This window comes from Cellulosilyticum sp. WCF-2, from assembly GCF_003990395.1.
Taxonomy (GTDB): Bacteria; Bacillota; Clostridia; order Lachnospirales; family Cellulosilyticaceae; genus Cellulosilyticum; species Cellulosilyticum lentocellum.
The window spans coordinates 169,904-193,681 of the sequence record NZ_CP034675.1; the positions used below are offsets into that span (position 1 = coordinate 169,904).

19 protein-coding genes are annotated in these 23,778 nt (G+C 33.8%); 4 read left to right on the top strand and 15 right to left on the bottom strand.

The window, feature by feature from the left end; genetic code table 11:
* Position 1 precedes the first annotated feature (1 nt).
* A complete protein-coding gene (locus EKH84_RS00610) occupies positions 2–2,059 on the top strand; it encodes a methyl-accepting chemotaxis protein (protein WP_190283439.1) in 2,058 nt (685 codons plus the stop codon).
* Between the two features lie 549 nt (positions 2,060–2,608).
* On the opposite strand, the gene EKH84_RS00615 is transcribed toward EKH84_RS00610, so the two are convergent.
* From EKH84_RS00615 to EKH84_RS00630, 4 genes are all read right to left on the bottom strand, one after another.
* Complete coding sequence (locus EKH84_RS00615; RefSeq protein ID WP_127064692.1) at positions 2,609–3,559, bottom strand: alpha/beta hydrolase; 951 nt, start codon at positions 3,557–3,559, stop codon at positions 2,609–2,611.
* 530 nt (positions 3,560–4,089) lie between these two features.
* Positions 4,090–5,625 (bottom strand): cardiolipin synthase, encoded by a 1,536-nt coding sequence (cls, locus tag EKH84_RS00620; RefSeq protein ID WP_127064693.1) that lies wholly within the window; start codon positions 5,623–5,625, stop codon positions 4,090–4,092.
* Between the two features lie 19 nt (positions 5,626–5,644).
* Positions 5,645–6,466, bottom strand: a complete 822-nt coding sequence (locus EKH84_RS00625; protein WP_013658802.1) for an alpha/beta hydrolase — start codon at positions 6,464–6,466, stop codon at positions 5,645–5,647.
* A gap of 86 nt (positions 6,467–6,552) precedes the next feature.
* Positions 6,553–7,542 carry a S8 family peptidase gene (locus tag EKH84_RS00630; protein WP_013658803.1) on the bottom strand — a complete coding sequence of 330 codons (990 nt, stop codon included), beginning with the start codon at positions 7,540–7,542 and terminating at the stop codon, positions 6,553–6,555.
* 182 nt (positions 7,543–7,724) lie between these two features.
* On the opposite strand from EKH84_RS00630, the gene argC reads away from it, so the two are divergent.
* Entirely contained in the window at positions 7,725–8,696 is a 972-nt protein-coding gene (argC, locus tag EKH84_RS00635) for an N-acetyl-gamma-glutamyl-phosphate reductase (protein WP_013658804.1), read from the top strand.
* 137 nt (positions 8,697–8,833) lie between these two features.
* Here the strand turns inward: argC and EKH84_RS00640 are convergent, their stop codons facing one another.
* Positions 8,834–10,558 carry a glycoside hydrolase family 13 protein gene (locus EKH84_RS00640; RefSeq protein ID WP_127064694.1) on the bottom strand — a complete coding sequence of 575 codons (1,725 nt, stop codon included), beginning with the start codon at positions 10,556–10,558 and terminating at the stop codon, positions 8,834–8,836.
* A gap of 198 nt (positions 10,559–10,756) precedes the next feature.
* On the opposite strand from EKH84_RS00640, the gene EKH84_RS00645 reads away from it, so the two are divergent.
* The gene (locus tag EKH84_RS00645; protein WP_127064695.1) at positions 10,757–11,428 is read left to right on the top strand and encodes an AraC family transcriptional regulator; all 672 of its coding nucleotides are present in this window, start codon (positions 10,757–10,759) and stop codon (positions 11,426–11,428) included.
* A 185-nt stretch (positions 11,429–11,613) separates the two neighbouring features.
* Here the strand turns inward: EKH84_RS00645 and EKH84_RS00650 are convergent, their stop codons facing one another.
* The 5 genes from EKH84_RS00650 to EKH84_RS00670 all read right to left on the bottom strand — a co-directional run bounded on the left by EKH84_RS00650 (position 11,614) and on the right by EKH84_RS00670 (position 16,090).
* Entirely contained in the window at positions 11,614–11,877 is a 264-nt protein-coding gene (locus EKH84_RS00650; RefSeq protein WP_127064696.1) for a hypothetical protein, read from the bottom strand.
* A 115-nt stretch (positions 11,878–11,992) separates the two neighbouring features.
* Positions 11,993–12,274, bottom strand: coding sequence for a DUF1294 domain-containing protein (locus EKH84_RS00655; RefSeq protein ID WP_127064697.1), 282 nt, complete (start codon positions 12,272–12,274; stop codon positions 11,993–11,995).
* 259 nt (positions 12,275–12,533) lie between these two features.
* On the bottom strand, positions 12,534–13,478 hold the full coding sequence (locus tag EKH84_RS00660) for a sugar kinase (RefSeq protein WP_127064698.1): 945 nt from the start codon (positions 13,476–13,478) through the stop codon (positions 12,534–12,536).
* A 354-nt stretch (positions 13,479–13,832) separates the two neighbouring features.
* Positions 13,833–14,858, bottom strand: coding sequence for a sugar kinase (locus tag EKH84_RS00665; protein WP_127064699.1), 1,026 nt, complete (start codon positions 14,856–14,858; stop codon positions 13,833–13,835).
* Positions 14,859–15,127: 269 nt separating this feature from the next.
* The gene (locus EKH84_RS00670) at positions 15,128–16,090 is read right to left on the bottom strand and encodes a bifunctional 4-hydroxy-2-oxoglutarate aldolase/2-dehydro-3-deoxy-phosphogluconate aldolase (protein ID WP_127064700.1); all 963 of its coding nucleotides are present in this window, start codon (positions 16,088–16,090) and stop codon (positions 15,128–15,130) included.
* 365 nt (positions 16,091–16,455) lie between these two features.
* Here EKH84_RS00670 and EKH84_RS00675 point away from each other — a divergent pair, with 365 nt between their 5' ends.
* Positions 16,456–17,109: a helix-turn-helix transcriptional regulator gene (locus tag EKH84_RS00675; RefSeq protein ID WP_127064701.1), complete on the top strand. Its 654-nt coding sequence runs from the start codon at positions 16,456–16,458 to the stop codon at positions 17,107–17,109.
* A gap of 74 nt (positions 17,110–17,183) precedes the next feature.
* Here the strand turns inward: EKH84_RS00675 and EKH84_RS00680 are convergent, their stop codons facing one another.
* The 5 genes from EKH84_RS00680 to EKH84_RS00700 all read right to left on the bottom strand — a co-directional run bounded on the left by EKH84_RS00680 (position 17,184) and on the right by EKH84_RS00700 (position 23,550).
* Complete coding sequence (locus EKH84_RS00680; protein WP_127064702.1) at positions 17,184–17,711, bottom strand: NUDIX domain-containing protein; 528 nt, start codon at positions 17,709–17,711, stop codon at positions 17,184–17,186.
* A 342-nt stretch (positions 17,712–18,053) separates the two neighbouring features.
* Complete coding sequence (locus tag EKH84_RS00685; protein ID WP_127064703.1) at positions 18,054–20,231, bottom strand: HAMP domain-containing sensor histidine kinase; 2,178 nt, start codon at positions 20,229–20,231, stop codon at positions 18,054–18,056.
* The gene (locus EKH84_RS00690) at positions 20,200–20,898 is read right to left on the bottom strand and encodes a response regulator transcription factor (protein WP_013658815.1); all 699 of its coding nucleotides are present in this window, start codon (positions 20,896–20,898) and stop codon (positions 20,200–20,202) included. The genes EKH84_RS00685 and EKH84_RS00690 overlap by 32 nt, the downstream gene beginning before the upstream one ends.
* 513 nt (positions 20,899–21,411) lie before the next feature.
* Positions 21,412–22,986 carry a pectate lyase gene (gene pelA, locus EKH84_RS00695; RefSeq protein ID WP_127064704.1) on the bottom strand — a complete coding sequence of 525 codons (1,575 nt, stop codon included), beginning with the start codon at positions 22,984–22,986 and terminating at the stop codon, positions 21,412–21,414.
* 204 nt (positions 22,987–23,190) lie between these two features.
* Positions 23,191–23,550 (bottom strand): hypothetical protein, encoded by a 360-nt coding sequence (locus tag EKH84_RS00700; RefSeq protein ID WP_127064705.1) that lies wholly within the window; start codon positions 23,548–23,550, stop codon positions 23,191–23,193.
* Positions 23,551–23,778 lie beyond the last annotated feature (228 nt).

Below are 23,778 nucleotides of genomic sequence, written 5' to 3' on the forward strand. Positions count from 1 at the left end.
TATGAAAAAGTTCATCAAACATATATCTTTATGGAAATGTCATTCTTCAAAAAAAGTGCGTTTCAATTTAATGAGTCGTATTATCATACTCATCTTTATGATTTCCATTTTCCCTATTCTTCTATTGATTTCTACCATTATTCAAAATACCTCTTCAAATTTAAAACGTGACATAACTAATACTGCCATACAAATTAACGATATAACCTCTTCTACTTTAGCAACACTTTTAGAACATGAATCCTCTGTCCTTACTGTATTAAGTAATGATACCTCACTACTTAACTATGAGGATTCACCCAAGGCTAAAAAGTTCACTACTAATAAGCTTAAATATATTGTAGATGAGAGTCCTTTTATTTCTGGTATTTCTCTTAAAGCGGAAGATCAAGAAGAATCTTTTTCTTACCCTGATAATACACAAGGTAAGCTTACCAGTAAGGATCTAGATGGTACCTATTTTTATAAATTAGCCAAAAAAAATAAGAAGACTGCTGTATCAGCCCCTTATTTTGATAGTTTATCCAAAGAACTTGTCATTACTATAACCTCTCCTATTTTAAACAATTCTAATGAATTTCTAGGAGCAATTAATCTTGATATCAGTATGGGTACTTTTTCTGAGTATCTTAATTCTGCTTTGGAAAAGTATAAAGGTCATTTTCCCTTAGAATCCATGATTTATCTTTCTAATGGTAATATTCTTGCCTCTACAGCTGGTGAAGCTATCAATACAAAGCTTGTTTTACTTCCCGGGGGATATCACATCGTCAATACTCATGATGAGGAGTTTTCAGCAAGCTTTAAAGATATTCCTTATTATTTTTATCGTGGTCAAACCATTAATCAATTGAATTTTATCACCTATATTGCTGAAGATAAAATAAATAGTCTAGTTGTAGATATGCTTCAGCCTCTTGTTTTATCTATTACGATTATCTTCATGATTTCACTCATTATAGGACTCATTTATACTACAAGATTCCTAAAACCACTTCAATATATTGTACACACACTAACTAAATTAAAAGCCAACGACCTTAACATTCATATTGATACTAGTAAAATCAAAACAAAAGATTTATTAGAAATTGCCCTTGCTACTAACGAACTTACTCATCATCTAAGTACCTCTATCCATGATTTAAAGAAAACTTCCGGTTCGCTGCTAAAGGATGCTTCTGCTGTCGATCAAGTAAGTACACAATGTAATCATTATGCCACCGCTACTTTAAATGCTATAAACGAAATTAAGGCGGGTGCTAAAGAACAGATTACCCAAGTTACAGATGCTATTGCTTCCATCTCTACACTTCATAGCCAATGCGAAAATGGGGATACGATCAAAGAACAACTTAATGAGCACTCTACTTACGTCATTTCCTATGTGCAACAAGGTCTTCAAACTTCTAAGGACCTTACACTTGCCATTAATACACAACGTGACAAGCTTTATGAGCTTCGTATTAAGGTTAAAGATTTAGGAGAAAAATCTTCTCAGATTGCTTCTATACTTATCACTCTTCAAGCTATCTCCAGAAAAATCAACCTTCTAGCCTTTAATGCCTCTATAGAAGCTACCAGAGCTGGTCAACAAGGCAATGGGTTCTCCGTTATTGCACAAGAGATGCAACAATTAGCTGATACTGCCCTTAGCTTCACACAAAATATTCAAACCATCGTAGAGGATAATATTGCATCCGTTTCTTATGTTTCTAATAATATGAAGCAAGTTATCCTTGCTGAGCAAGCTACCGAAAATGTTTTAGGTGAAGTTCAAAAACAATTTGATTCCATTGAAGGTGCTACCACCTTAGTTGAGCAATCCATTAAAGCTGTTAATGATATCTTAACTTCCGTTAGCCTCACCAAAGACGTTATCCATGTAGACATGCAAACTATCTTTCATATTGCTGAAAAAATCATTAACCTCACTCATTCTAGTGAAGACTATGGTAATATTGAATTTGCTACCCTGCAAGAACTTCTTTCAACCTCTGAAAGCTTAACTCAAAGCTCGCAGTATTTGGAAGAGCAAATTGGTCAGTATACTGTATAGGTAAACTCACTAAATATTATCTATGCTCATTATGCACTTAATGTAGCAGCTAGCTGCTCTATGATGAGGATGGATTGGATTTAATATTTGAGCAACAAAAAAGCACTCACCAAGTTGATGTTATACATACTTGGTGAGTGCTTTTTCGCTCCAGACTCCTGAAATGAACTTTCATGGCTGCTTAAGTAAACCTTATTCGAGGCATAAAATGGCTCCTCAGCACTTCTATGATTTAGAATAGTGCCTACTAAGAGCAACTATGAAAGCCAAGCCAATGAGTGAGGAGCTCCTTAAAGTCTTGGCCGGTGCACCCTATACTAGGAAGCTCAGACCTTAAGACTCTGGCTTAAAACTTTATTTGGTAATACTAAATGTAAAAACGTTTTGACAACTTATAAATGGCGCTCCCTGTCAGCGCACCAGTGAATATTTTCCTTAGAGCCAGAGGTACCTGTAACGACAGATTGAGACGTGGTCAACCCGGTCAGTTCCTCAAGTTAATGCTGCGGTGATTATGCCGTGGAAGTTGTTTGATTTATTTTTACACTTCTATATATGTGGGCTGCAAGTAGACTCCCTAGTAAAAGTTAATATTTTTTCTATATATGTAATAAAATCTATAGGAAAATCATGTCCCAAATGTGCTACCTTCTCATATATATAATCTATTTGAGTTTGCTCCAGTGCTTTAACAAGTGCCTCAGTCTCACTTAAGCAATCTACGTCGTCTTCTCCGCAAACAATATAGACTTTTGTTTCTTTTAATCTGCCTAAGAGAGGTAACCATTGTTTTATTTCAGGCAGCCATGGTGCTATTAGTATCAGTCCTTTAATTTTTACTTTGCTATGTAAAGCAAAATACAAGCTTACTCTTGCTCCTGAAGAGAAGCCTCCTAAAATGACATTCTCTTGTTGCACTTTAAAATTTTCTACTATGGTAGTATAATGGCTCCCCAGTTCTTTATAACCTTTCTCTATATCATTCCAATAATAGCCTCCATCAAATTTGATTTCTGAAGACTGTGGCAAGGCTAAAAGATAGCCTTTCTCTTTGAAATTCTTCCAATAGTACTCCGCTATAGCCATGTTTTCTTCATTACCATGCAACCCTATTACAAGGGGATACGCCTTTCGCTGATGGCTTGGTTCAACCAGCTTCAGCTGAGGTAAGCTTTGCTTTACTGCTAGTTCTTCTCTCTTCTTGCATATGTCACAAAGCTGATCGAATAGTTCATAACTTCTTAGGGCATCTAGGTCTTCGTCCCCTTGCAAGTAGCTATAACTATACCAATGACCTTTCTCTAATATAGCTTCTTTCATAAGTTTGATTGCTTCTTCATATAAACCTGCTTTACTAGCTATGGCATATCTAAAATTATAAATTTGAGCCATATTACCTTGCACTTCTTTATAGTTTTCCGTAAGGAAGCTATAAGCTTCCAGATATTTTCCCTCACAATATAAGGTAATCGTTTCATTTAATAATTGTGTATAAGTCATTTTCCCTCCATTTTATTTCGGGCATAAAAAACAGCCCTCAAGTAGATGTGACTACTCAGGACCTTTTGAGGTACTTATACAGCATATCTCTACCCCATTACAAGATACAAGTATACCTATTTGATGTAGTCACAGATGAAATATAAAATTCGTTTAAACTTATTATTTTTATCATACTTCCTCACAAAGGTAAACTACTACTCTAAAATTTCAAGTTTTTATTCATGTTTTTTCATATATAGCTTTTTAAAAAGCTTGTTAAAAACCTTTTTTAAAAATCCACAAGGCTCTTTTTAGATTAGAGATCTACTGATGAAAGGCCTTGTAGTTCAAGCTTTGTGTGAATTATATTTCTTAGTTGTATTTAACCCTGCTCTCTACTGCTTTTACCCATGCATGTTTTGGATCATCTTTATACATCACTTAAATATCAAAACCTTGACTTGGGTTGGCACGAATATGATTTCACCTATTAAATAAAAAGAGATTGCTTTTACTTTTAAGCAACCTCTCTTATTACCTATTTTTTATTACATTAGTGGTGCAAACAAACGTAAAATGGAACGCATTAATCTAGTCCATATGCTAACGTTTTTACAATCCTCAAGTGTAATAGGTGTACAAATCTCTAACATCTTTAAATAATCATCTTTAACTTCAAAAACAGTTTTATTTTGATAAACCATAGTAGCACACTCAAAGTGTAAATATAAGCTTCTATAATCAAAATTAATACTACCCACTATAGCCACTTCATCATCTGAAACCACTGTTTTAGAATGAATAAAACCAGGTGTATATTCGTAGATTTTAATACCAGCTTCAATAAGTTGTTTATAATAAGCTCTTGTTACAATGTGCACATACCACTTATCTTCTTTATGCGGTGTTACAATTCTTATATCCACTCCACTTTTAGCAGCCAAACTTAAGGCTGTGACCATTTCATTATCTACAATTAAATACGGTGTACTGATATACACGTAATCCTTTGACTTATGTAGTAAATTCAGGTACACATTTTCACCTACTGTTTCACGGTCTAATGGACTATCACCATAGGGTTGCACATAACCATCAGATTCAAATGGCTCTGGGTGGTAGGTATGAGGCTTGAACATTTCATAATCATCATATTTATTGGTACTGAAATTCCATGTCTGCAAAAACATCATTGTAAGATTCCATACTGCATCTCCCTTGAGCATAATGGCTGCATCTTTCCAGTGACCAAATCTATCAATGGCATTGATATATTCATCTGCTAGATTAATACCTCCCATATATCCAATGTATCCATCAATAACCGTTATTTTTCTATGGTCTCGATTATTAAGAATAACATTAAGTACAGGCGCAAGAGGATTAAAGACAACACACTGAATGCCTTTCTTCCTTATTTTTTCCTCATACTTATAAGGTAAGGTTTGTAAGGAACCTATGTCATCATAAAGTATTCTAACATCAACACCTGCTTTTGCCTTTCTTTCTAGGATTTCTAGAACGGTATCCCACATCTTCCCTTCATGAATGATAAAGTACTCCATAAAAATAAAATGTTCTGCCTTCTCTAGTTCCTCTATAAGGCTATCAAAAAAACGTTCTCCGGGACTTAAGTATTTAGTAGTTGTATTTTGATGCACCGGGAAAAGTGCATAGTCTTTAATATACTTTGTTTGATTAGCAATTTGCTTATCTTTTCTCTCTAATTCCTCAATAATCTTAGGATCTTGCTTAAGCTGAGGCGCAGTACGATAGTAAATCACTTCTAAACGTTTCGTTAGCTTTTTACCCAATCTATTATTGCCAGCTAAAATATAAAAGAACCCACCAAACATAGGAAATAACATAATAGGAATGGCCCAAGCTAATTTATAAGATGGATTATCCTGTTTACTTACTAAATGAACTACTGCAACTGTACTAATCAATATCGAAATAGCATAGAAGTAAATAAAATAGTTACTTAATTTCCAAATAACCCCTATGATTAAAGCAAGCTGAAAAAGAATTAACAGCCCTACAATAACCATTCGACTAAAAATAAAATTTAATACTCTTCTCATCAAGCCTTTCTCCCACTCTTTAATCAAAAATAAATCTTATGGCCTTATCAATCCAATCACTAGATATATGAGTTTCTCCGTATTGCATTTCTCCTTGTACTAAGTGGTTGCCTAAAGATAGACCGTGGCCACCTCTTCTATACACATGTAATTCCACTGGAACCTGTTCCTTAACTAATGCACTAGCAAAGAGTAAAGCGTTTTGAACAGGTACTGTCTCATCTTCATAAGTATGCCATATAAAACTTGGAGGCACATCTTTTGTAACTTGATTTTCTAATGATGCAAGCTCTAGCAGCTCTGCTTCTTTATTATTCCCTAATAAGTTGTCCATAGAACCTTGGTGAGTAAATTCTCCACTTGTAATTACTGGATAAGATAAGATAAGTTTATTAGGCTTTACTTTTTCACGATCAGTTCCAATATAGGATTCTAGAAAAGACTTATTCCAAAATGTACCTACGCTTGCACATAGATGTCCTCCAGCTGAAAAACCACATACAGCAATTTGATCTTTATCGATTTTCCATTCTTCTGCATGCTCTCTAATATAACCAATAGCCGTTAAAGCTTCACATAAAGCTTGTGGAAAACGTGCTGGTGCTGGGCTATAGTGTAAAACAAAAGCACATACGCCTTCTGTTAAAAATTTAAGTGCTATAGGTTCGCCCTCCCTTTCAGAGGTATATTCATAGCCACCTCCAGGCAGTATCAAGACCGCTGGGCGAATACGATATATTCCTTGTGCTTCATGCGTATCTGGAATATATGCTAATAGTCTTGCCGTATTTTCTGAAGCCCCTTCAGTTTTTATAGTAATATTTTTCTCAAAGTGTTTCATTTATCCACCTCTACTCATATAGTATTTATCGTTTCATTATAAAATATTTTGTCTTTATTTTATATTATCATTTTTACATAAAAATCTTATGTGCTCTTATCTGATTTGGAGGAATCTTTTTTACACTTTTCTATATCATTCAGTGTCTGATTATAACAATCACGTACTAAGTCTATTGCTGTTAGGAAAATGCAACCATTACCTACTTCCGCCGGTGTATAACCAAAATTAATTGTTCTTTTAATAAGTTGGGCATACATTTCACTTTCAGTTAGTTTCCTACCAAATTCTTTCTTACAATAGTTCATTAAAAGCGCTAGCGCCCCTGTTACATGAGGTACAGCCATGGAAGTACCAGACATCTTGGCATAAGTTCCATCTAGATAAGTAGACAAAATGCCTACTCCTGGTGCCACCAGATCCAAATGGCGCTCTCTCTTCATTTGTTTATTAAGGTTTCCATAATCTACAGAACCCACAGAAATACACTCATCATAATCTGCAGGATAAGATATCATAGGTAGACCATCCGCATTTTCGTTTGCTGCCGCACATACAACTAAAATATTATGTCTAATTGCTTCTCTAATAGCTTCATGAAGCATTTCATTATCTGCTTCTCCTCCTAGCGATAAAGAAATAATATCCACCTTAATCTTTATAGAATAATAAATTGCATTAATAATTGAGCTGTATCGAGCTATCCCTTTTTTATTACTGGCTTTTAAAATAATTAAACTAGCTTCTGGCGCCACTCCGACCACACCTGTCCCATTCATACTAGCAGCAATTGTGCCACATACGTGGGTACCATGACCATTATAATCCTTATATATATTTGCATTTCCTTCATCCTCCTCTGTAAAATTTCTTCCACCAATAATCCTATCCTTTAACTCTATATGTTCTGTATCACACCCCGTGTCTATAACAGCAATAGTAACTCCTCGTCCTTTTTCTCCCTGTTCCCATAGCTTTGAGGCCCCTATCAAATCTACTCCTTTAGGTAATTTATATACTTCTTTTTGAACTTCTATCAACTGATAATTAGCGAGTTTCATTGTAGAATCTGACATTTAAATGTACCTCCTTCCCTATCTATATTATATTATGAAGCTTATTTATGGTTTGTACCTTAAAAAGAGTTTAGAAATAGTAGTTTTACTTTTTCGAATATTTTTCATTGAAATAGTTTAGTTTTTAATATATAATGAATAAATATTATATATTTTAAATTTTTATTCATAAGGAGGATGCTATGGATACTCAAAAGTTTAATGTTTATGTGGATGGGCAAGCTGGTACAACTGGCCTTAAGATAAATGAACGTTTAAAACTTCACCCCTATATTAATATTCTTAAGATTGATGAAGATAAAAGAAAAGACCCAGCTGCTCGTAAAGAAATGATTAACGCTGCTGATATCGTTTTTCTATGCCTTCCTGATGCTGCTTCTATAGAAGCAGTCTCAATGATTGACCCTGCTAACACACGCACTAAAGTCATTGATGCTAGTACAGCTCACCGTACTCATCCAGAATGGACCTACGGTATTCCTGAATTAAGCGCCCAGGCAAGAGAAGCAATTAGTCATTCTACACGTACTACTGTGGCTGGCTGCTATGCGAGTGCTTTTATCTTACCTCTATATCCACTAGTGCAATCTGGCATCATTCCTGCAGATTATCCCATCTCTTCTCATGGTATATCTGGCTATAGTGGTGCTGGCAAGTCAGCTATATTAGAATATACTGACCCTCACAGAGATGAGCTTTACCCTACCTATGGTACACCTAGACATTATGCTTTAGGACTTCATCATAAACATGTACCAGAAATGCAGCAAAAAGTAGGATTAACCTATCCACCTATTTTCTCACCTATTATTGCTGATTACTATCAAGGGTTAGCTGTAGCTACTCAAATTCATACAAGACTACTAGGTAAAAAAGTGACTCCACTTGATGTACATACTTACTTGGCTAAGCACTATGAAGGCCAAAATTTTGTAAAGGTAATGCCTTTTAACCCTTCACAATGTTTAGATGAAAATTTCTATAATCCAGTTGCATGTAACGGCACAAATAATGCGGAAATCTTTGTTTTCGGTAATGATGAGCAAATCTTGCTCCTTACGCGTTTAGACAACCTCGGTAAAGGTGCTTCTGGCGCTGCTGTTCAAAACATGAATATTATGCTTGGTTTAGATGAAACGATATCACTCATCTAATACTATGGGGACAGGTCTTAAAAGCAATTTTTAAGACCTGTCCCCATAGTTAATTATCTCGTCATATTTAGTTATTTGAAGAACCGTCCCCATTTGTTTGTCCCTTTTTATTCTTAAGAACCGTCCCCATAGTAAAATCATATAAGTTTGATTATCTGGGCTGTCATTGGAGTTAAAGTAATGGTTGAAGCTAGTTTAACTTCCTTATCTGTGAAAAGGTCTATTCCTTTTAATGATTTTGGCAATCTTACTTGCTCATGGTCATCACTATTATTTAAAAGAACTAGAATGCTCTCTGAGCCTGTATTTCTTGTAAAACCTAGACAGTTATTTTCACAAAGGATAGTTTTATAATCTCCTGTCTGAAGTGCTGCATGTGTTTTTCTAAGTCTAATCATTTGTTTGTAAAAGCTTAGAAGCTCTTGATCTTGCTTCTTAGGATCCCACTCCATACACTTTCTACATTCTGGATCATCTCCGCCATTTAAACCAATTTCATCTCCGTAGTAAATATAGGGTACGCCAATGTAAGTAAATTGAAAGGCAAGCATAAGAAGCATACGTTTTTTATTATCACTTGCTTCTGTTAAAAATCGTTTTGTATCGTGACTATCACAAAGGTTCCAGAGTTGCCTTGTAATACTCTCCATATAAATCGCTCTATTTTCTGCCAGAACATGATCAAAGCGTTCTACACTAATACTTCTTCTAGCAAAGAAATCTGTTACTGCCCATTTGAAAGGATAATTCATGATACCGTCTAGCTGATCTCCCTTTAGAAAAGAAGCTGCTTCATGCATAATTTCGCCTATGACAATGGCATCCTTTTTAACGGATTTAACTACCTTTCTAAATGCTTTCCAAAACTCATGATCTACTTCATCACAAACATCTAATCTCCAACCATCTATATCCACTTCTTCTATCCAGTATTTAGCTACTTTCAATAGGTAAGCTTCTACTTCAGGATTATGTATTTGAAACTTAGGCATTTTTTTATGGCAAGCTCCAAAGGTGTAATAATTAACTTTTTCTTGATCAATAGGTAAGTTATCTATATGGTACCAGTCTTTGTAAGGTGAATCCTCTCCCTTTTCTATAACGTCTTTAAATGCAAAGAAGTCATCTCCAGAATGATTAAACACTGCATCAAAAACAATTTTCATACCACGCTCATGGCACTTTCTCACAAGCTCTTTAGCAATTTCTACATCCCCAAACTGAGGATCAATCTTATAATAATCTTTAGTATTGTACTTATGATTTGAATTAGATTCAAAGATAGGCGTTAAATATAAGAGATTAACCCCTAAATCCTCTAGATAATCCAAATGATTGATAATGCCTCTTAAATCTCCACCAAACATAGTTCTAAGTCCAACCTTGCTGCCCCAAGGTAAGGTATTTTCCGGATTAATTGTTTCATCTCCGTTATCAAAGCGATCTACAAAGATTTGATACACAACAGCTTGTTGCAACCATTCTTCCTCCTTATATAAGTCCCCTTCACAAATATAGGCATACTGAAATGGTGTTAAGTATTCAAAAGAGCTGACCTCTTCTTGACCACGCTCATCTAAGAAGACTATTTTCTCTTGTGTATCTATAAGCTCAAAGAAATATTTATATCTATTTCTAAAGCAAGAGATGTCTACATTCCAAAAATCAAAGAGTTCTGTACTTGTATAAAGTTCTAGAGGTTTCTTTTTAAATTCACCATTATCATCGTAACGGTCTCTAAAGTATACATTACACGCTTTTAAGTCGCCTCTAGCTGCTCTTAAACGAAGTGCTAAAGTATCTTTATTTTTGCCATAGGCATAAGGTATATCTGTTGTATGGTAAATAGCATATTTATTCATTTCTTTTCCCCCGATTGGTTTGAATTTGATTTGATTATAACAAAGTAACCTTTGTATTTTTGTTTATAATTTATATAATTTGTTTCTTTTTCATTTAACTTAAAAGATGTATACTAAAAATAACTTATATTGAAATAGCGATTGGTTTAATAAAATTAACTTTATGAAAAAGAACATACCAAGTAAAGGACGAGAATTATGCGAGAAATATTTGTTTCTGACGACTATTTTTTTAATCTAGAGGTTTCTCTTATTATGGAGACAAGAGATAAAGAGAAATTGTTAAAGCTAGTCAAACAAAAGCATAGCTGGGAAATCCAAGACAACTTATCTGCTTCGACTAAACGTAACGACCTACTCATATGGAATGTCTTGTACACTCAGGAAATCATTAAAAATGGTGTATCCAAACAATATCTTCATCCTGTTTATAATAAGTACTATAAGTCTATTCAACTACTTTCCTCTCTAGCTGAGCTTCAAGATATCGAGTGTAAAATGATTCATTCCTACTTTGATATTCTCACTCACTCTTTAGAAGCTGCTGGACATACCATGGTTAATAAAATGATTAGTTATCTCTATCTACATATTGAAGACAAAATTATCTTATCCGATATGGCTGCTGCCGTTAATCTTTCTATAGGCTATATGTGCCAGTGTTTTAAAGAGGCTTTGGGCATGTCTATCATGAATTATAATAAAAAGATTAAAATAGAACGCGCACAGGTTTTACTAACAGGTACAGACTATAGTATTTTAGAAATTGCTACTTTATTAGGTTTTTGTGACCAAAGTAACTTCTGCAAGGCTTTCAAACAAATTACTGGAATGTCCCCTTCTAAGTATCGCTCCTTAGACTGCAAATAACCTATAGGCTTATTTTAGACGTTTCGTAAAAATAATAGGCATAGCCTTTAAATGTTTATACATTAATGGCTATGCCTATTATTTGTTTGCTAATTTTTATTTATTTTAGTGTTTTATAGACTACCTTATTTAGTTTATTCTCATATCATCTTGACTTCGCCAATTAAGCATACTCCAATAATACACTATTTGTGTTTCATTTTATTCTCAAGATTTCCTATGCCTTGCATTGTTTTATCAATAGCTTTTTCAGCACCTTTTTTCATAGCTTTTACGCCTGCAGTTGCTTTTTGGCTAAGATATTCACTTCCTGCAATGGCTTTGTGTCCTAAGTCTTCAATGCTACCTAACGCTTTGTGACCTAGATCCTCAGCATCATCCATTACATGATGAGCCATGTTTTGTACATCTTGTTTGTATTTTTCGAATGTATCTTTTTTATCTTGCATCAAAATCACCTCTTGTAGGTATTATTTGCTACTTATGATTTTGTATACATATAATTTTAATAAAACTAATCATTCGCTTTTTAAACGCCTTTATTTTAAGAACCGTCCCTACTTGCTACCCATTAAGAACCGTCCCCAAATAAAATGCTGCTATAAGTTGTAAAAGAAGAATGGCTGGCATGCCGTATTTAAAATACCAATGCTTTGTTTTATGTCTGAATTTCTTCATGCCAGCTATACTGCCGATACTTCCTCCTAGAATAGCTACTGTAAATAAAGCTTTTTCTGAAATGCGATATTCTCCTTTTTTTGCTTTTTGTTTATCTGACCACATCGTTACATAGCCTAAAATATTCACTAATAGGAGATATCCTAGTAAAATTAATATGTTATTCATGACTTTTCCTCTCTTGTCTTTTAGTTGTACTGCTTTATCTTGATTTGTAATTTAAATAACTCTTCTTTCTACTAATATAAGTTTAGTTAGAATTATCCCCTTTTGTCAACTAAGCTATTTTTGCACGGCAAAAGTCTCTTTATTTTAGAATAAGATCTTCTAAAATAAAGAGACTTCACATAGATTACTAATTTAAATGTTACTACTCCTATATGTTTAAGAGACTCTTTATGATTTACCCTGTCGAAAAGTAAAAGTATTATAAAGATTTTTTCTCCATAAACCCAAATAGCTGTTCTCTTGTTGGTAGACCTTCATTGTCTCCCTTATGCATAACTTGAAGTGCACCAATAGCATTAGCTCTGTCTGCACATTCGCGTACATCTTTATTTTCTAAAAGCCCACTGATGAAACCAACAGCAAAACCATCTCCTGCGCCTACTGTATCGATTACTTTTTCAACGTGGTAACCATCTATGTATGCTTCCTCTGTTTGAGTCTTTACGTATGCACCTTTTGGTCCCATCTTAATAACTACATTTTTTACACCATGGCTTAAATAGAAATCTGCAATATCTTTTTCATGATCAAAGCCAGTTAAGATTTTCCCTTCTGAAATACCAGGAAGTACTGTATCACATCTAAATGCAATTTTATTAATAGTAGCTACCATGTCAGTTGAATCTTTCCATAAGCTTGGTCTTAAGTTTGGATCAAATGAAGTTGTTAAACCATTATTTTTTGCTTTCTCTATAAGGTAAAGTAGTGTGGCTCTTGAAATATCTGAAATAGCTGGGAAAATACCTGTTAAATGGAAGTGATTGAAACCACACATATCAATTTCATCTACATCATCCACTTTTAAATTAGAAGCCGCAGAACCATTACGATAGTAAGCTACATCTGGATCTCCAACTGAAGTTTTCCCTTTAAGTTGGAATGCTGTTGGGTAATGATCGTCAAAACAGATAAAACTTGTATCAATGCCTTCACCTTTTAAGAAATCAATTAAGTATTTGCCGAATGGGTCCCTCCCTAATTTAGTAATGTAACATACTTCATGTTCAAGTCTTTTTAGACCTATGGCTACATTCATTTCAGCTCCTGCTGCTGATCTTGTAAAACTTGTTACTGTATCTAAAGTGCCTTCTGTTTCTGCAATAAATAATGCCATAGGTTCCCCTACTAAAATTACTTTTGACATTTTACGTCCTCCTATTTTTTTATATTGGTAATAGTTTATAGTCCACTAGCTTTTATATTTAGGTACGATGATGTCTACTCCTTAAATATCTTCCAAACATGTTTGTTACTATAAAAATTATTCCATTCGCCCACGATTTTGTTTCATTTAATGTAACATTGTCTATTAATTGTCAAAAAAAATACGACTAAAGCCACATTTCATTTTTCTGTGTGTTTTAATCGTCTTTCATAATTAGGGTGCATAATAAGGGTATGCACCCTAATTCTTTAGGAGTGTCTCTATATGGTACTGTTAGTATAGAGACCTTAGTGCATTGCACTAAGATAAGGGGTAATATGTTTCGCTAATAACTTATCTTTGAACACGTCCAGAACCGTCTCCACCAGCAAGAGATTGAACTTCTGCTACTGATACGCGATTGAAGTCGCCTTCGATTGTGTGTTTTAAACATGAAGCTGCAACTGCAAATTCGATTGCTGCTTGTGGTTCATAGTTGTTAACTAATGAGTAGATGAGACCACCGCCAAATGAATCTCCTCCACCTACACGGTCAACAATACGTACAGCATATTTTTTAGAGAAGAAGTAATCTTCGCCATTGTATAACATTGCTGCCCAATTGTTATCACTAGCTGAGATTGACTCTCTAAGAGTAATTGCTACATATTCAAATCCAAATCTATCTTTAAGTTGTTTAGCTACATCTTTATAACCATCATGGTTAACTTCACCTTTTGTTACGTCAGTGTTTGCTGCGTGAATACCGAATACGTCTGCTGCATCTTCTTCGTTAGCAATACATACATCTACATATTCCATAAGTCCAGCCATTACTTGACCAGCTTTTTCTCTAGTCCATAGTTTTTTTCTGTAGTTAAGGTCACAGCTTACTTTGATGCCTTTAGCTTTAGCTGCTTTACATGCTTCTAAACAGATAGCTGCTGCATTGTCACCTAATGCTGGTGTGATACCTGTAAAGTGGAACCATGTCGCACCTTCAAAGATTTCATCCCAGTTGAAATCAGCTGTTGTTGCTTCCATAATTGCAGAGTGATTTCTGTCATAAATTACTTTTGAAGGTCTTTGAGAAGCACCTTTTTCTAAGAAGTAAATACCGATTCTTTCTCCACCACGAGCGATATATTTTGTTTCTACACCGTATCTACGAAGGTCATTGATAGCTGCTTGACCGATTTCGTGTGCTGGTAATTTTGTAACGAATTCTGCATCTACACCATAGTTAGCAAGAGAAACTGCTACGTTAGCTTCTCCACCGCCGTATGTAGCTTGGAATTGATCTACTTGATTAAATCTTAAATATCCGTTTGGTGCAAGTCTTAACATAATTTCGCCGAAAGTTACTACTTTATTGTTCATGGTTCATTCTCCTATTTTATTGAATTAAAATTTATTGATTAAGTTTACTCATACTATAGCCGCTTCTCCTTAGAGTCCAATAGCTAAGAATCACTTTTTATAGTACTAGTACTTTATCTAGTCTTAGTTGTCATTGTTAGTGAGTTAATTAACAGTGTTTAGATAAGTTAAAAGACTCTTTGTTGTTAGTCACGTCTTTTATAATTTGTGTTTTAATTAAGTGTTTTAATTAAGCATTTTAAATTGCTTGTTTATGTTTTAGAAAGCTATTATTTTTGTAATAAATGAATAGCAAATCCACCGATTTCTTCTTCTAAGTAAATAGCTGCAAGTTTATCTTTTGCGTTATATTTAGCTGACTCTTCATTGATTTTAACACCTTTTGCTTTAAGGTAAGCTACTGCTCTTTCAATGTAGTTTGTTTTATATGCAATATGACCTTTTGCGCCAAGGTATGGTGATTTCATAACTTCAATACCTTTACCAGCAAAGATTGAGCTATTACCTTCTTTGATTGATGTATTGAATAAACCATCGAAACCAGCTGCGATTTCTGAAGCTGCTGCTTCTGATTCTGCATTGATACCAACGTGTGCAAGCTCAAAGCCTAACATTTGTGTTACAGCTTCTCTTGTCATTTCTGTGATTTTATCAAATTCACCTGCTGCTACTAAGCTTGGATCTACCATCCAGCTACCACCACAAGCGATGATTCTATCAAATGATAAGTAATCATTAAGATTTTTAGCATTGATTCCACCAGTAGGCATGAATTTCATGTTTGTGTATGGACCAGCCATTGATTTAATAAGTTTAATACCACCAACTGCTTCAGCTGGGAAGATTTTTACAACATTAAGACCAAGCTCGATAGCTTGCTCGATATCTGAAGGATTAGCACAACCTGGTGTAACAGGGATACCTTTATCTACACAGTATTTCACTACTTTTGGATTAAGTCCTGGACTTACGATAAATTTAGCACCAGCTTCTACTGCTTCATCAACTTGCTCAGTTGTAAGAACTGTACCTGCTCCAATTAACATTTCTGGGAAATCTTTTGCCATAATGCTAATAGCTTCTTTTGCACATGCTGTTCTGAATGTTACTTCAGCAACTGGAAGACCTCCATCACATAATGCTTTCGCAAGTGGTTTTGCTTCTTCAATTTTATTAATTACTACTACTGGCACAATACCATATGCACCAATTTGTTCAAGAACGTTACTCATTACCCCTGCCTCCTTGTAGACTCCTAAATTATTTTGTTCAATTAAGTTAAATCTAACTATTTTGATTATAATCAAATTATATATTATTATTTTTTATATGTATAGTTATTTTAACACTTTTTTTAAGACGTATGTTGGCGATTTATATAAACTTTGATATAAATTGCTACGTATTCGTCACGATTCTAATATTTTATTTTATATTTCTTACTTATTTTTATTTATTTTAAAAATCATCCTTAATAATTTGCTTATTATTCTTTATTTAATGTATTATTATTTTTAGACAAAATCATACTTTTTTATTTATTTGTGCACCAATTATGCTATACTTATGGTTATAAATCATACTATAGGGGGTAACTATGCAAACCATTTATGATAATATTGAGATGTTTACAAGTATCTTAGATTTATTAGAAAATCATCTTGGTACTAGCTGTGAGATCGTACTTCATGACAATACTAAAGAATATGAACATAGCATAGTAGATATTCGTAATGGCTATATCACAGGCCGCAAGATTGGTGATTGTGGTGGTAACTGGGGCTTAGAGGTACTGAGCAAGATGACCTCTGATACACACATCTATAATAAAATAGTACATATGAGAAATGGTAAAATTATTCGTGGCTCCTCTATGTTTATACAAGATGATGCTGGAACAAATATTGGTGCCATTTGTATCAACATGGATATTACAGATACACTTAAATGTGAAGAATACCTTAAACAGTTCAATAGATATTCTACACCATCACCTTCTTCCAATGAGCTTTTCACCACAGATGTTAATCAGCTCATGGACAATCTTCTTACCCAATGTGAAAACATGTTTGAAAAGTCAATGAATCATCTTAATAAAGATGAGAAAATGCAAATTATTCGCTTCTTAGATAGTAAGGGAGCCTTCCTTATTACTAAATCTGGGGATCGTGTTTGTGAATTCTTAAACATCTCTAAATTTACCCTATATAACTACTTAGAGATCACAAGACAAGGTACGGAAAATGAGTAAAAAAACAAAAAAAGGAATAGCCCTAATAATATTATTAGTCTATTCCTTTTTTGTATAAGCAAATACATATAATGTTAGCATTCAGGTACAACACCTGATTCTTTGAGTCTTCTTAAGGCTAAGGTTTCTCTATAAACCCAAGGATTAATCTGTGTACCCTTTTGTGTGAGGATTGCCTCATTTTTTGCAATAACCTCATCTAATTCTATCCATCTTGGTTCAAATTCTTGTTCTTCTTCGTATTTGTCTAAATGTTGTTTTGTTTTATTAGTTTTTACATCACAAAAATAATAATAAGAAGTCATCTCGAATATCCCAGAAGTATCAAATTGATTAGGATTTCTTTGAACGATAATGCCCGCACGTTCTCCCATTCCTTCTATAATATATCCAGTTTCCTCGATTACTTCTCTGCGCAGGGCTTCTTCGTGGCTTTCTTGCCTTTTGATGCCCCCACCAGGAAATTTATAATCGCCTTTATTCGTGTGTACCATGAGTATCTTATTATCTTTTAAAACAATGGCTCTGACAGCCTGCCTTGTTGTTATTTTTATATTTCTATTTTTAATTTTTTGTATACCTAATATCTCATCAATGATCATAGACTCCTCCTTATCTCTTTTTGTCGTCTATTTCTTTATATTTAATATGCCTAACTGTTCAATGTTTTATCAATAAATATATATTCCTTATTTTGCTATGTACGACTAGCTTTGTTTATATTCCCGAATATTTTATTTTATATTATCACATTTCACAAAGGATTAATAGTTTATTGTTCATATTATTATACTCAAAAATAATTTTTATCATAAAATCATGATATTTTATTTCCTAGAGCATCAAAGAATACAAGAAAAGAAAGCCCTGTAACATTTTTTTCTGTACCGGGCTTTCTTATTATTTACTCTGTCTCTAATCTATGTCTCTTACAAATCCCTCTGCTATTTTTTATTTAACGAAACAGTATCTTTGATAGCAGGTATTTTTACTTCTACTTTAAACAAGTCCCCATCTATACTAATAGCCATTTGTCCTCCTTGCAGGTGCATAAGGCTTTGAGCTATAGCTAATCCCAAACCTGATCCTTCTGTGGTTCTAGAAGCATCCCCTCTTACAAAACGTTCTGTTAATTCCTGAGGATCAATATTAAGTGCTTCTTTTGAAATATTTTTAATAATAAATGTCCCATACTCCCCTTCGTTTAATACTTCAATATAAGCTCTTGTATGTGGCATTGCATATTTACTTACATTAGAAAGCAGATTTTCTACTACTCGCCACATATGCCTGCTATCACCTAACACCTTAGCTGGCTGAACCCCTCTTGTAATCAGTTGCAAGCCTTGTGCCTCTAATCTATCTGTATATTCTCCCAAAGCTTGAAGTACAAGTTCATCTAGCATAAAAGGTTCTAATTTAGCTTCTACATTTCCAGTCACTGCCTTAGAGGCATCTACCAAATCCTCTACCAGCTGTTTTAATCTATTACTTCTTTCATCTAAAACACCTATATACTCCTTAGCCGTTTCGTTATTAATATCTTCTCCCTTTAATAAATCGATGTAGCTAATAATAGAGGTTAAAGGTGTTTTTAAGTCATGTGAGACATTAGTAATAAGCTCTGCTTTTAAGCGTTCACTTTTCACTGACTGAGCTACTGCTTTTTCAAGACCTGTCCCCATGGTATTAACTGTATCTGCTAACTCTACTAATACAGGAAGAGACTTTTCTAATTGAATCTTATAATCTAAATCACCATCTGCAATAGCCTTGGTTCCTTCAAGAATGCGTCTATAATCAAAAACGATCTTAGCTAATCCTAATAACAAAACGAGACTCCAAGCAATCATCAAAATAATGAGAATAGCAGCTGAGTCTAAAGCTAAAGAAGCAATGAAGATCAAGAGGAATACACCTGCGTTAATACCAACAAGTACAAATACAGCTACCATTAACATACGCTTAGTCATTAAGTATTCCTTTAAAAGCTTCGTTACCCTGATAATCCCTATATATTCCTTTATACTCTTGTTCTTAATATGCTTAATTAAACTACTTACTACAGCTAACCCCACTCCCACGTAAGTACTACTTAAAATAAATACCAATCCAGCTACTACTAAACTTTGAGGGACGGTTCTTGTTCCTACATAAGGAAGGCAACTAAATAGATCAAACGACCTATTAATGCCATCTATTAATATACAAAAAATAAGTGTACTTATTCCTAGTCCTATAAGCTGGAACTCAAATGGTATCTTGTCAAAGCCATTAATTCTAATACCTTCTTTTCTAGCGCTTCTTCCTACTGCTACAAACCAATAGATAATTAACAAAACACCTATTAATGCAGTAAAAGCAATCATTTGATAGGTAACTGACTTAAGCTGCTGAGCTTTTTCAAAATTTTGTTCGTAGGTATAAAATACATCTCCTGGTTCAAGTGGTTGTTTAAGGGCTACATAAACCTCATATTGGCCTTCATCCTCAAATCCTTCACCTCTATAATAATCATAGTGAGTTACTGAATGATCGCCGTATACCCCATATATATTCGTATCATAGTCATAATCTCCATATTTTCCATAACTCATCAAAGCGTTACTTCCATTATTAATATAATGACCATCACCCACTAAGTATACTTCTCTATGAGTTAAATCCTGGAGTATTTTCTCTTCACCAATAGAAGTATCCATATTAGTAATCACCACATTATCTTTTAGGCTTTTAGCATAAAAGTCCACATTAATATTACTTTTACCGGTAGCACTCTCTATACTCATTAGATAATCTTTTCGGTCTTTCATAATTTTTTGCTGAGCTTCTTCATCAGTTAGTGTACCACCATGAGCTTCTTTGTACTTCTGAATATCTTCTACCGTTATATTGCTTATAATCTCTGGCTTTCTGTAACGTACAATATAGTCTCTTACATAACCTGCCTTTTGAATAAAGGCTTCATTAAAATAATACGTATTATAAATACTATCTTGACTCGGTATTACTTGACTGTTAAAAAAACTAAACAGTGCCAAAAACCCTACTAAGAAAAATCCTAGAACAGCAATAGTCTTAAGCCAGCTACTATAAATTAATTTTTTCCACCAGGTATCCACTACCCCACACCACCTTTATATACTTTGGTTCTTTGGGATTAATCTCAATTTTTTCTCTTAGTCTACGGATATGAACCGCCACCGTATTCTCTGGTGCAAAAGGGGTATCGTGCCATACGTTTTCATAGATTTGGTGCATCGATAAGACCTGCCCCATATTAATCATGAGATATTGCAAAATTTTGTATTCTGTAGGGGTTAGGCGTACTAGCTCCCCATCTACATAAACCGTATTGGCACCTGTATCCATGCACAAGCCACCTGTCATTAAAAGCTGTGGTGTTTGCTGCATGGCTCCAAGTTTAGTATAACGCCTTAGCTGAGACCTTACCCTCGCTAGAAGCTCAAAGGTATTAAAGGGTTTTGTAATATAATCATCTGCCCCTAAATTAAGTCCTGCTATTTTATCCGTATCTTCACTTTTAGCCGATAAGATGATAATAGGAATATTTTTTTCCTGCCTTATTTTTAGCGTAGCTGATAAACCATCTAGCTGAGGCATCATAATATCCATTAATATAAGATGAACCTCTTGTTTTTCTATAGCCTCTAGAGCCTCTACGCCGTTGTAAGCTTTTAATGTGCGATAGCCTTCCTTCTGTAAATGAAGGACTATCGAGTTAACAATAAGCTTATCATCATCACAAACTAATACGGTATACGTCATACGCTTTTCCCACCTTCTATATATTCTTATGTTTATTATAACTGAGATTAGCCTCCTTTATAAATAGATTATAATAAAGTGATATTACAAAGGGCTAAATAGGTTTCTTACAATTTCTTAAGAATGTGCTTATAGGGTAAAAGATTCATTATTAAAGATGCGTTATTGAGGAAATGAGAGGAGATGACTACCTTCCGTCGCTCCTCTCATTTCTATCAACTATATGGCATCAATATGCTTCATCTAATAGTCCCTTTCTTGCGAAATTCTATATCATAGTATCTATACACATCTTAAGCTCAATTACTTAAGTGAACGCTACAATTTCACTTTGCTTAGTCATATGGGCAAATGCTATGTAAATTATTGTCTAGAAAAATAAAAGTACAATTATTTTAATGGAATATGGTCCGTTAAAGTAATTGTACTTTTTTATGCATGATTAAATAATATAATTGGGGGGACCAATTTATTATGTATGCATCCTATTTTCTTCTCTATCTTGTTTAAGTATTATTTTTCTACGGCTTTAAGCCATTCATTGTATTGTGTTTTTACTTCATCTTTTAAGTAAGAGCCATACCAGCTGTATTTATTTCTTCTTTCATAAGAAATGTCTTCCATGCTGTATTTTACAACACTATCTCTACCAGAGAATACTGGTTTAAAGGCACTATCAATTTCATAGAAACGTGCCCAGATAGTTGATTTTGGATCATCTACAAGTACACGATTTGAACCAAATTCAAGGCTATAGTCTGTGATAGTTGTCATTTTCTTGCCTTCGATTTTAACTTTATCAAGCCATGCCATACCTGCTTTAACTGCTTCAACTACTTCTTTGCTTGGATCTTCAAGTCTCATTAAGAATTGCATTACTCTTACACTTTCTTGTGTAGCAATAGATGGAATTTCATAAGCTCTACCGAAAGTAGGCTCAAGTGTTACTTCATCGTATTGAGAAGCCCATGCTGTTTTTACACCATCTACTTCAATTTGTAAATCTAAAATACATTGAATACCTTTATCAATACATTTTTGAACTTCTGGAATTTTATCAGCGTATTCTTTTGTTACAAATTCATATCCTGGATCTGCTTGTACTACATCAAGTAAGAGTTCAAGTACATTTGCCATAGCATTATCATTAATAGTGATATTCTTAAAGTAACCTGTAGCTACTGGGAAGTATTGTGCCCAACCACCATTATCATATTGACCATCTACTAAGTAATTAAGGCCTTTCATAAAGCTTTCTGCATATTTTTTATTGCCTGTAGCTGTATATACTTTAGCTAAGTATCTCATTTGAGTAATCGTTGCATCATTATCAATTGTAGATTTAAGAAGTGTAGCTGATTGGTCTTTAATTGACTGTGTCATATCTACAGCATCTACTACCTTCATCCAACCACCATTGCTGTTTTGGAAAGCAACAATATTATCTGCTACTTTTTTAGCTGTTGTGCTGCCATATTCGCTGTCCTTTTTATTAAGTAAAGCGCCGAATGTCCAGTCTCCACCTGTTTTAAGATCCTCTCCACCTTGTCTTGGTGTCATAATACAAGTAGCCACTAAACGACATCTTTTGCTATCCCAACTTACATTAGCATCTAAGCTTTCAAAAACGAATTTAACTGGTAAGTAAAGTGTCTTACCTCCATCTTCATTTGTTACAAGCTCTGGTGCGTAAGGTGCTTTTAATGTTTTATTATCAAGTTTAGCTTCTGTCTCTCCTACCTTCATGGTAAGTGTTGTATCATTAAGCTTCATTTTGATTTCGCCTGTTTTTTCATTATAACTATAAGTAGCAGCAAGTTTTTCAAATATATCTCTTAAAGGTGCCATCATTGTATCAGCACTTGATTTGCCATCTTTCATGATAGGTTTTAAAAGATACCCATAATCTAATTCATGGAATGCACCATTAACGGAAAAGTTTGGTTCTGTCTCAATAATAGCTACTGTTTTTACTAATAATTCTTTAAAACTAATGTTATCTGCATATAAAGGTGTTGTTACCGCTCCTGCTGTCATTGTCATTGCTAGCATAAGCATACAAGCTTTTCTTTTAAGTCCTAATTTCATAAGTTGTTCCTCCCATTTACTCGTGATACATTGATTATATATTAATATTATCTAAGCATCTGTACATTTTTTGATTATTTTAGTGCATTTTCTACATTTTTTGATATTGTCTACTTATCTTTCTTGAACTGCCTTTTTTATACTCTCCTAATCTTAGTAAAATAGCGTCATTACACTTAATAGTGTAATGACGCTATAATAGTCTTATCTTTTATTTTTTATATACTTCTTAAGTTTTCTATTAACAAGATCTAATAATTCTCCAATCATTAAAAACATAAACAAACCAGGGTATTTAAAGAATGCATAAATGAATATTCCGATCTGAGAAAACGTTAACACAAAAATAACAAATACCATTTTTCCCGAAACCTTTTCTGGATCTACATTCCCCACATACTCATCTAGCTCTTCATCATATTGAAAAGATATCAATCTTTCCAGAATAAAAAATACAAAAAATAATTCACTTCCTCTACCAAAGGTTACTATATACATCACATAAATAATGATATATGTCAGCATTATTATCTCTATGGGAAATCTATTTTCTGCTTCTTTCATTTGCTTCTCCTATTTCTATCCTACATTTATTTATTCTAAAAAATAATTATAAAACTTCTATATGTAATTTATATTAACATACTTATCCCGATTATTCACATTTTCTTCATCAACAAATTATCCACATTTTTCAACAACTTTTTTACGGCTATTTATTAATTTTATTTATACTTATCCACACTTTTATGTAATCTATCAACATTTTGTGAATAACTTTTTTGTTATTGG

What these genes read in the sequence shown, in the direction of transcription:
- EKH84_RS00645 (WP_127064695.1), top strand. Translation starts at nt 10,757, where the DNA reads ATGCGAGAAATATTTGTTTCTGACGACTATTTTTTTAATCTAGAGGTT.
- EKH84_RS00655 (WP_127064697.1), bottom strand. Translation starts at nt 12,274, where the DNA reads ATGAATAACATATTAATTTTACTAGGATATCTCCTATTAGTGAATATT.
- EKH84_RS00680 (WP_127064702.1), bottom strand. Translation starts at nt 17,711, where the DNA reads ATGATCATTGATGAGATATTAGGTATACAAAAAATTAAAAATAGAAAT.
- EKH84_RS00615 (WP_127064692.1), bottom strand. Translation starts at nt 3,559, where the DNA reads ATGACTTATACACAATTATTAAATGAAACGATTACCTTATATTGTGAG.
- EKH84_RS00690 (WP_013658815.1), bottom strand. Translation starts at nt 20,898, where the DNA reads ATGACGTATACCGTATTAGTTTGTGATGATGATAAGCTTATTGTTAAC.
- EKH84_RS00630 (WP_013658803.1), bottom strand. Translation starts at nt 7,542, where the DNA reads ATGTCAGATTCTACAATGAAACTCGCTAATTATCAGTTGATAGAAGTT.
- EKH84_RS00700 (WP_127064705.1), bottom strand. Translation starts at nt 23,550, where the DNA reads ATGAAAGAAGCAGAAAATAGATTTCCCATAGAGATAATAATGCTGACA.
- EKH84_RS00650 (WP_127064696.1), bottom strand. Translation starts at nt 11,877, where the DNA reads ATGCAAGATAAAAAAGATACATTCGAAAAATACAAACAAGATGTACAA.
- cls (WP_127064693.1), bottom strand. Translation starts at nt 5,625, where the DNA reads ATGAGAAGAGTATTAAATTTTATTTTTAGTCGAATGGTTATTGTAGGG.
- argC (WP_013658804.1), top strand. Translation starts at nt 7,725, where the DNA reads ATGGATACTCAAAAGTTTAATGTTTATGTGGATGGGCAAGCTGGTACA.
- EKH84_RS00675 (WP_127064701.1), top strand. Translation starts at nt 16,456, where the DNA reads ATGCAAACCATTTATGATAATATTGAGATGTTTACAAGTATCTTAGAT.
- EKH84_RS00660 (WP_127064698.1), bottom strand. Translation starts at nt 13,478, where the DNA reads ATGTCAAAAGTAATTTTAGTAGGGGAACCTATGGCATTATTTATTGCA.
- EKH84_RS00625 (WP_013658802.1), bottom strand. Translation starts at nt 6,466, where the DNA reads ATGAAACACTTTGAGAAAAATATTACTATAAAAACTGAAGGGGCTTCA.
- pelA (WP_127064704.1), bottom strand. Translation starts at nt 22,986, where the DNA reads ATGAAATTAGGACTTAAAAGAAAAGCTTGTATGCTTATGCTAGCAATG.
- EKH84_RS00665 (WP_127064699.1), bottom strand. Translation starts at nt 14,858, where the DNA reads ATGAACAATAAAGTAGTAACTTTCGGCGAAATTATGTTAAGACTTGCA.
- EKH84_RS00610 (WP_190283439.1), top strand. Translation starts at nt 2, where the DNA reads ATGAAAAAGTTCATCAAACATATATCTTTATGGAAATGTCATTCTTCA.
- EKH84_RS00670 (WP_127064700.1), bottom strand. Translation starts at nt 16,090, where the DNA reads ATGAGTAACGTTCTTGAACAAATTGGTGCATATGGTATTGTGCCAGTA.
- EKH84_RS00640 (WP_127064694.1), bottom strand. Translation starts at nt 10,558, where the DNA reads ATGAATAAATATGCTATTTACCATACAACAGATATACCTTATGCCTAT.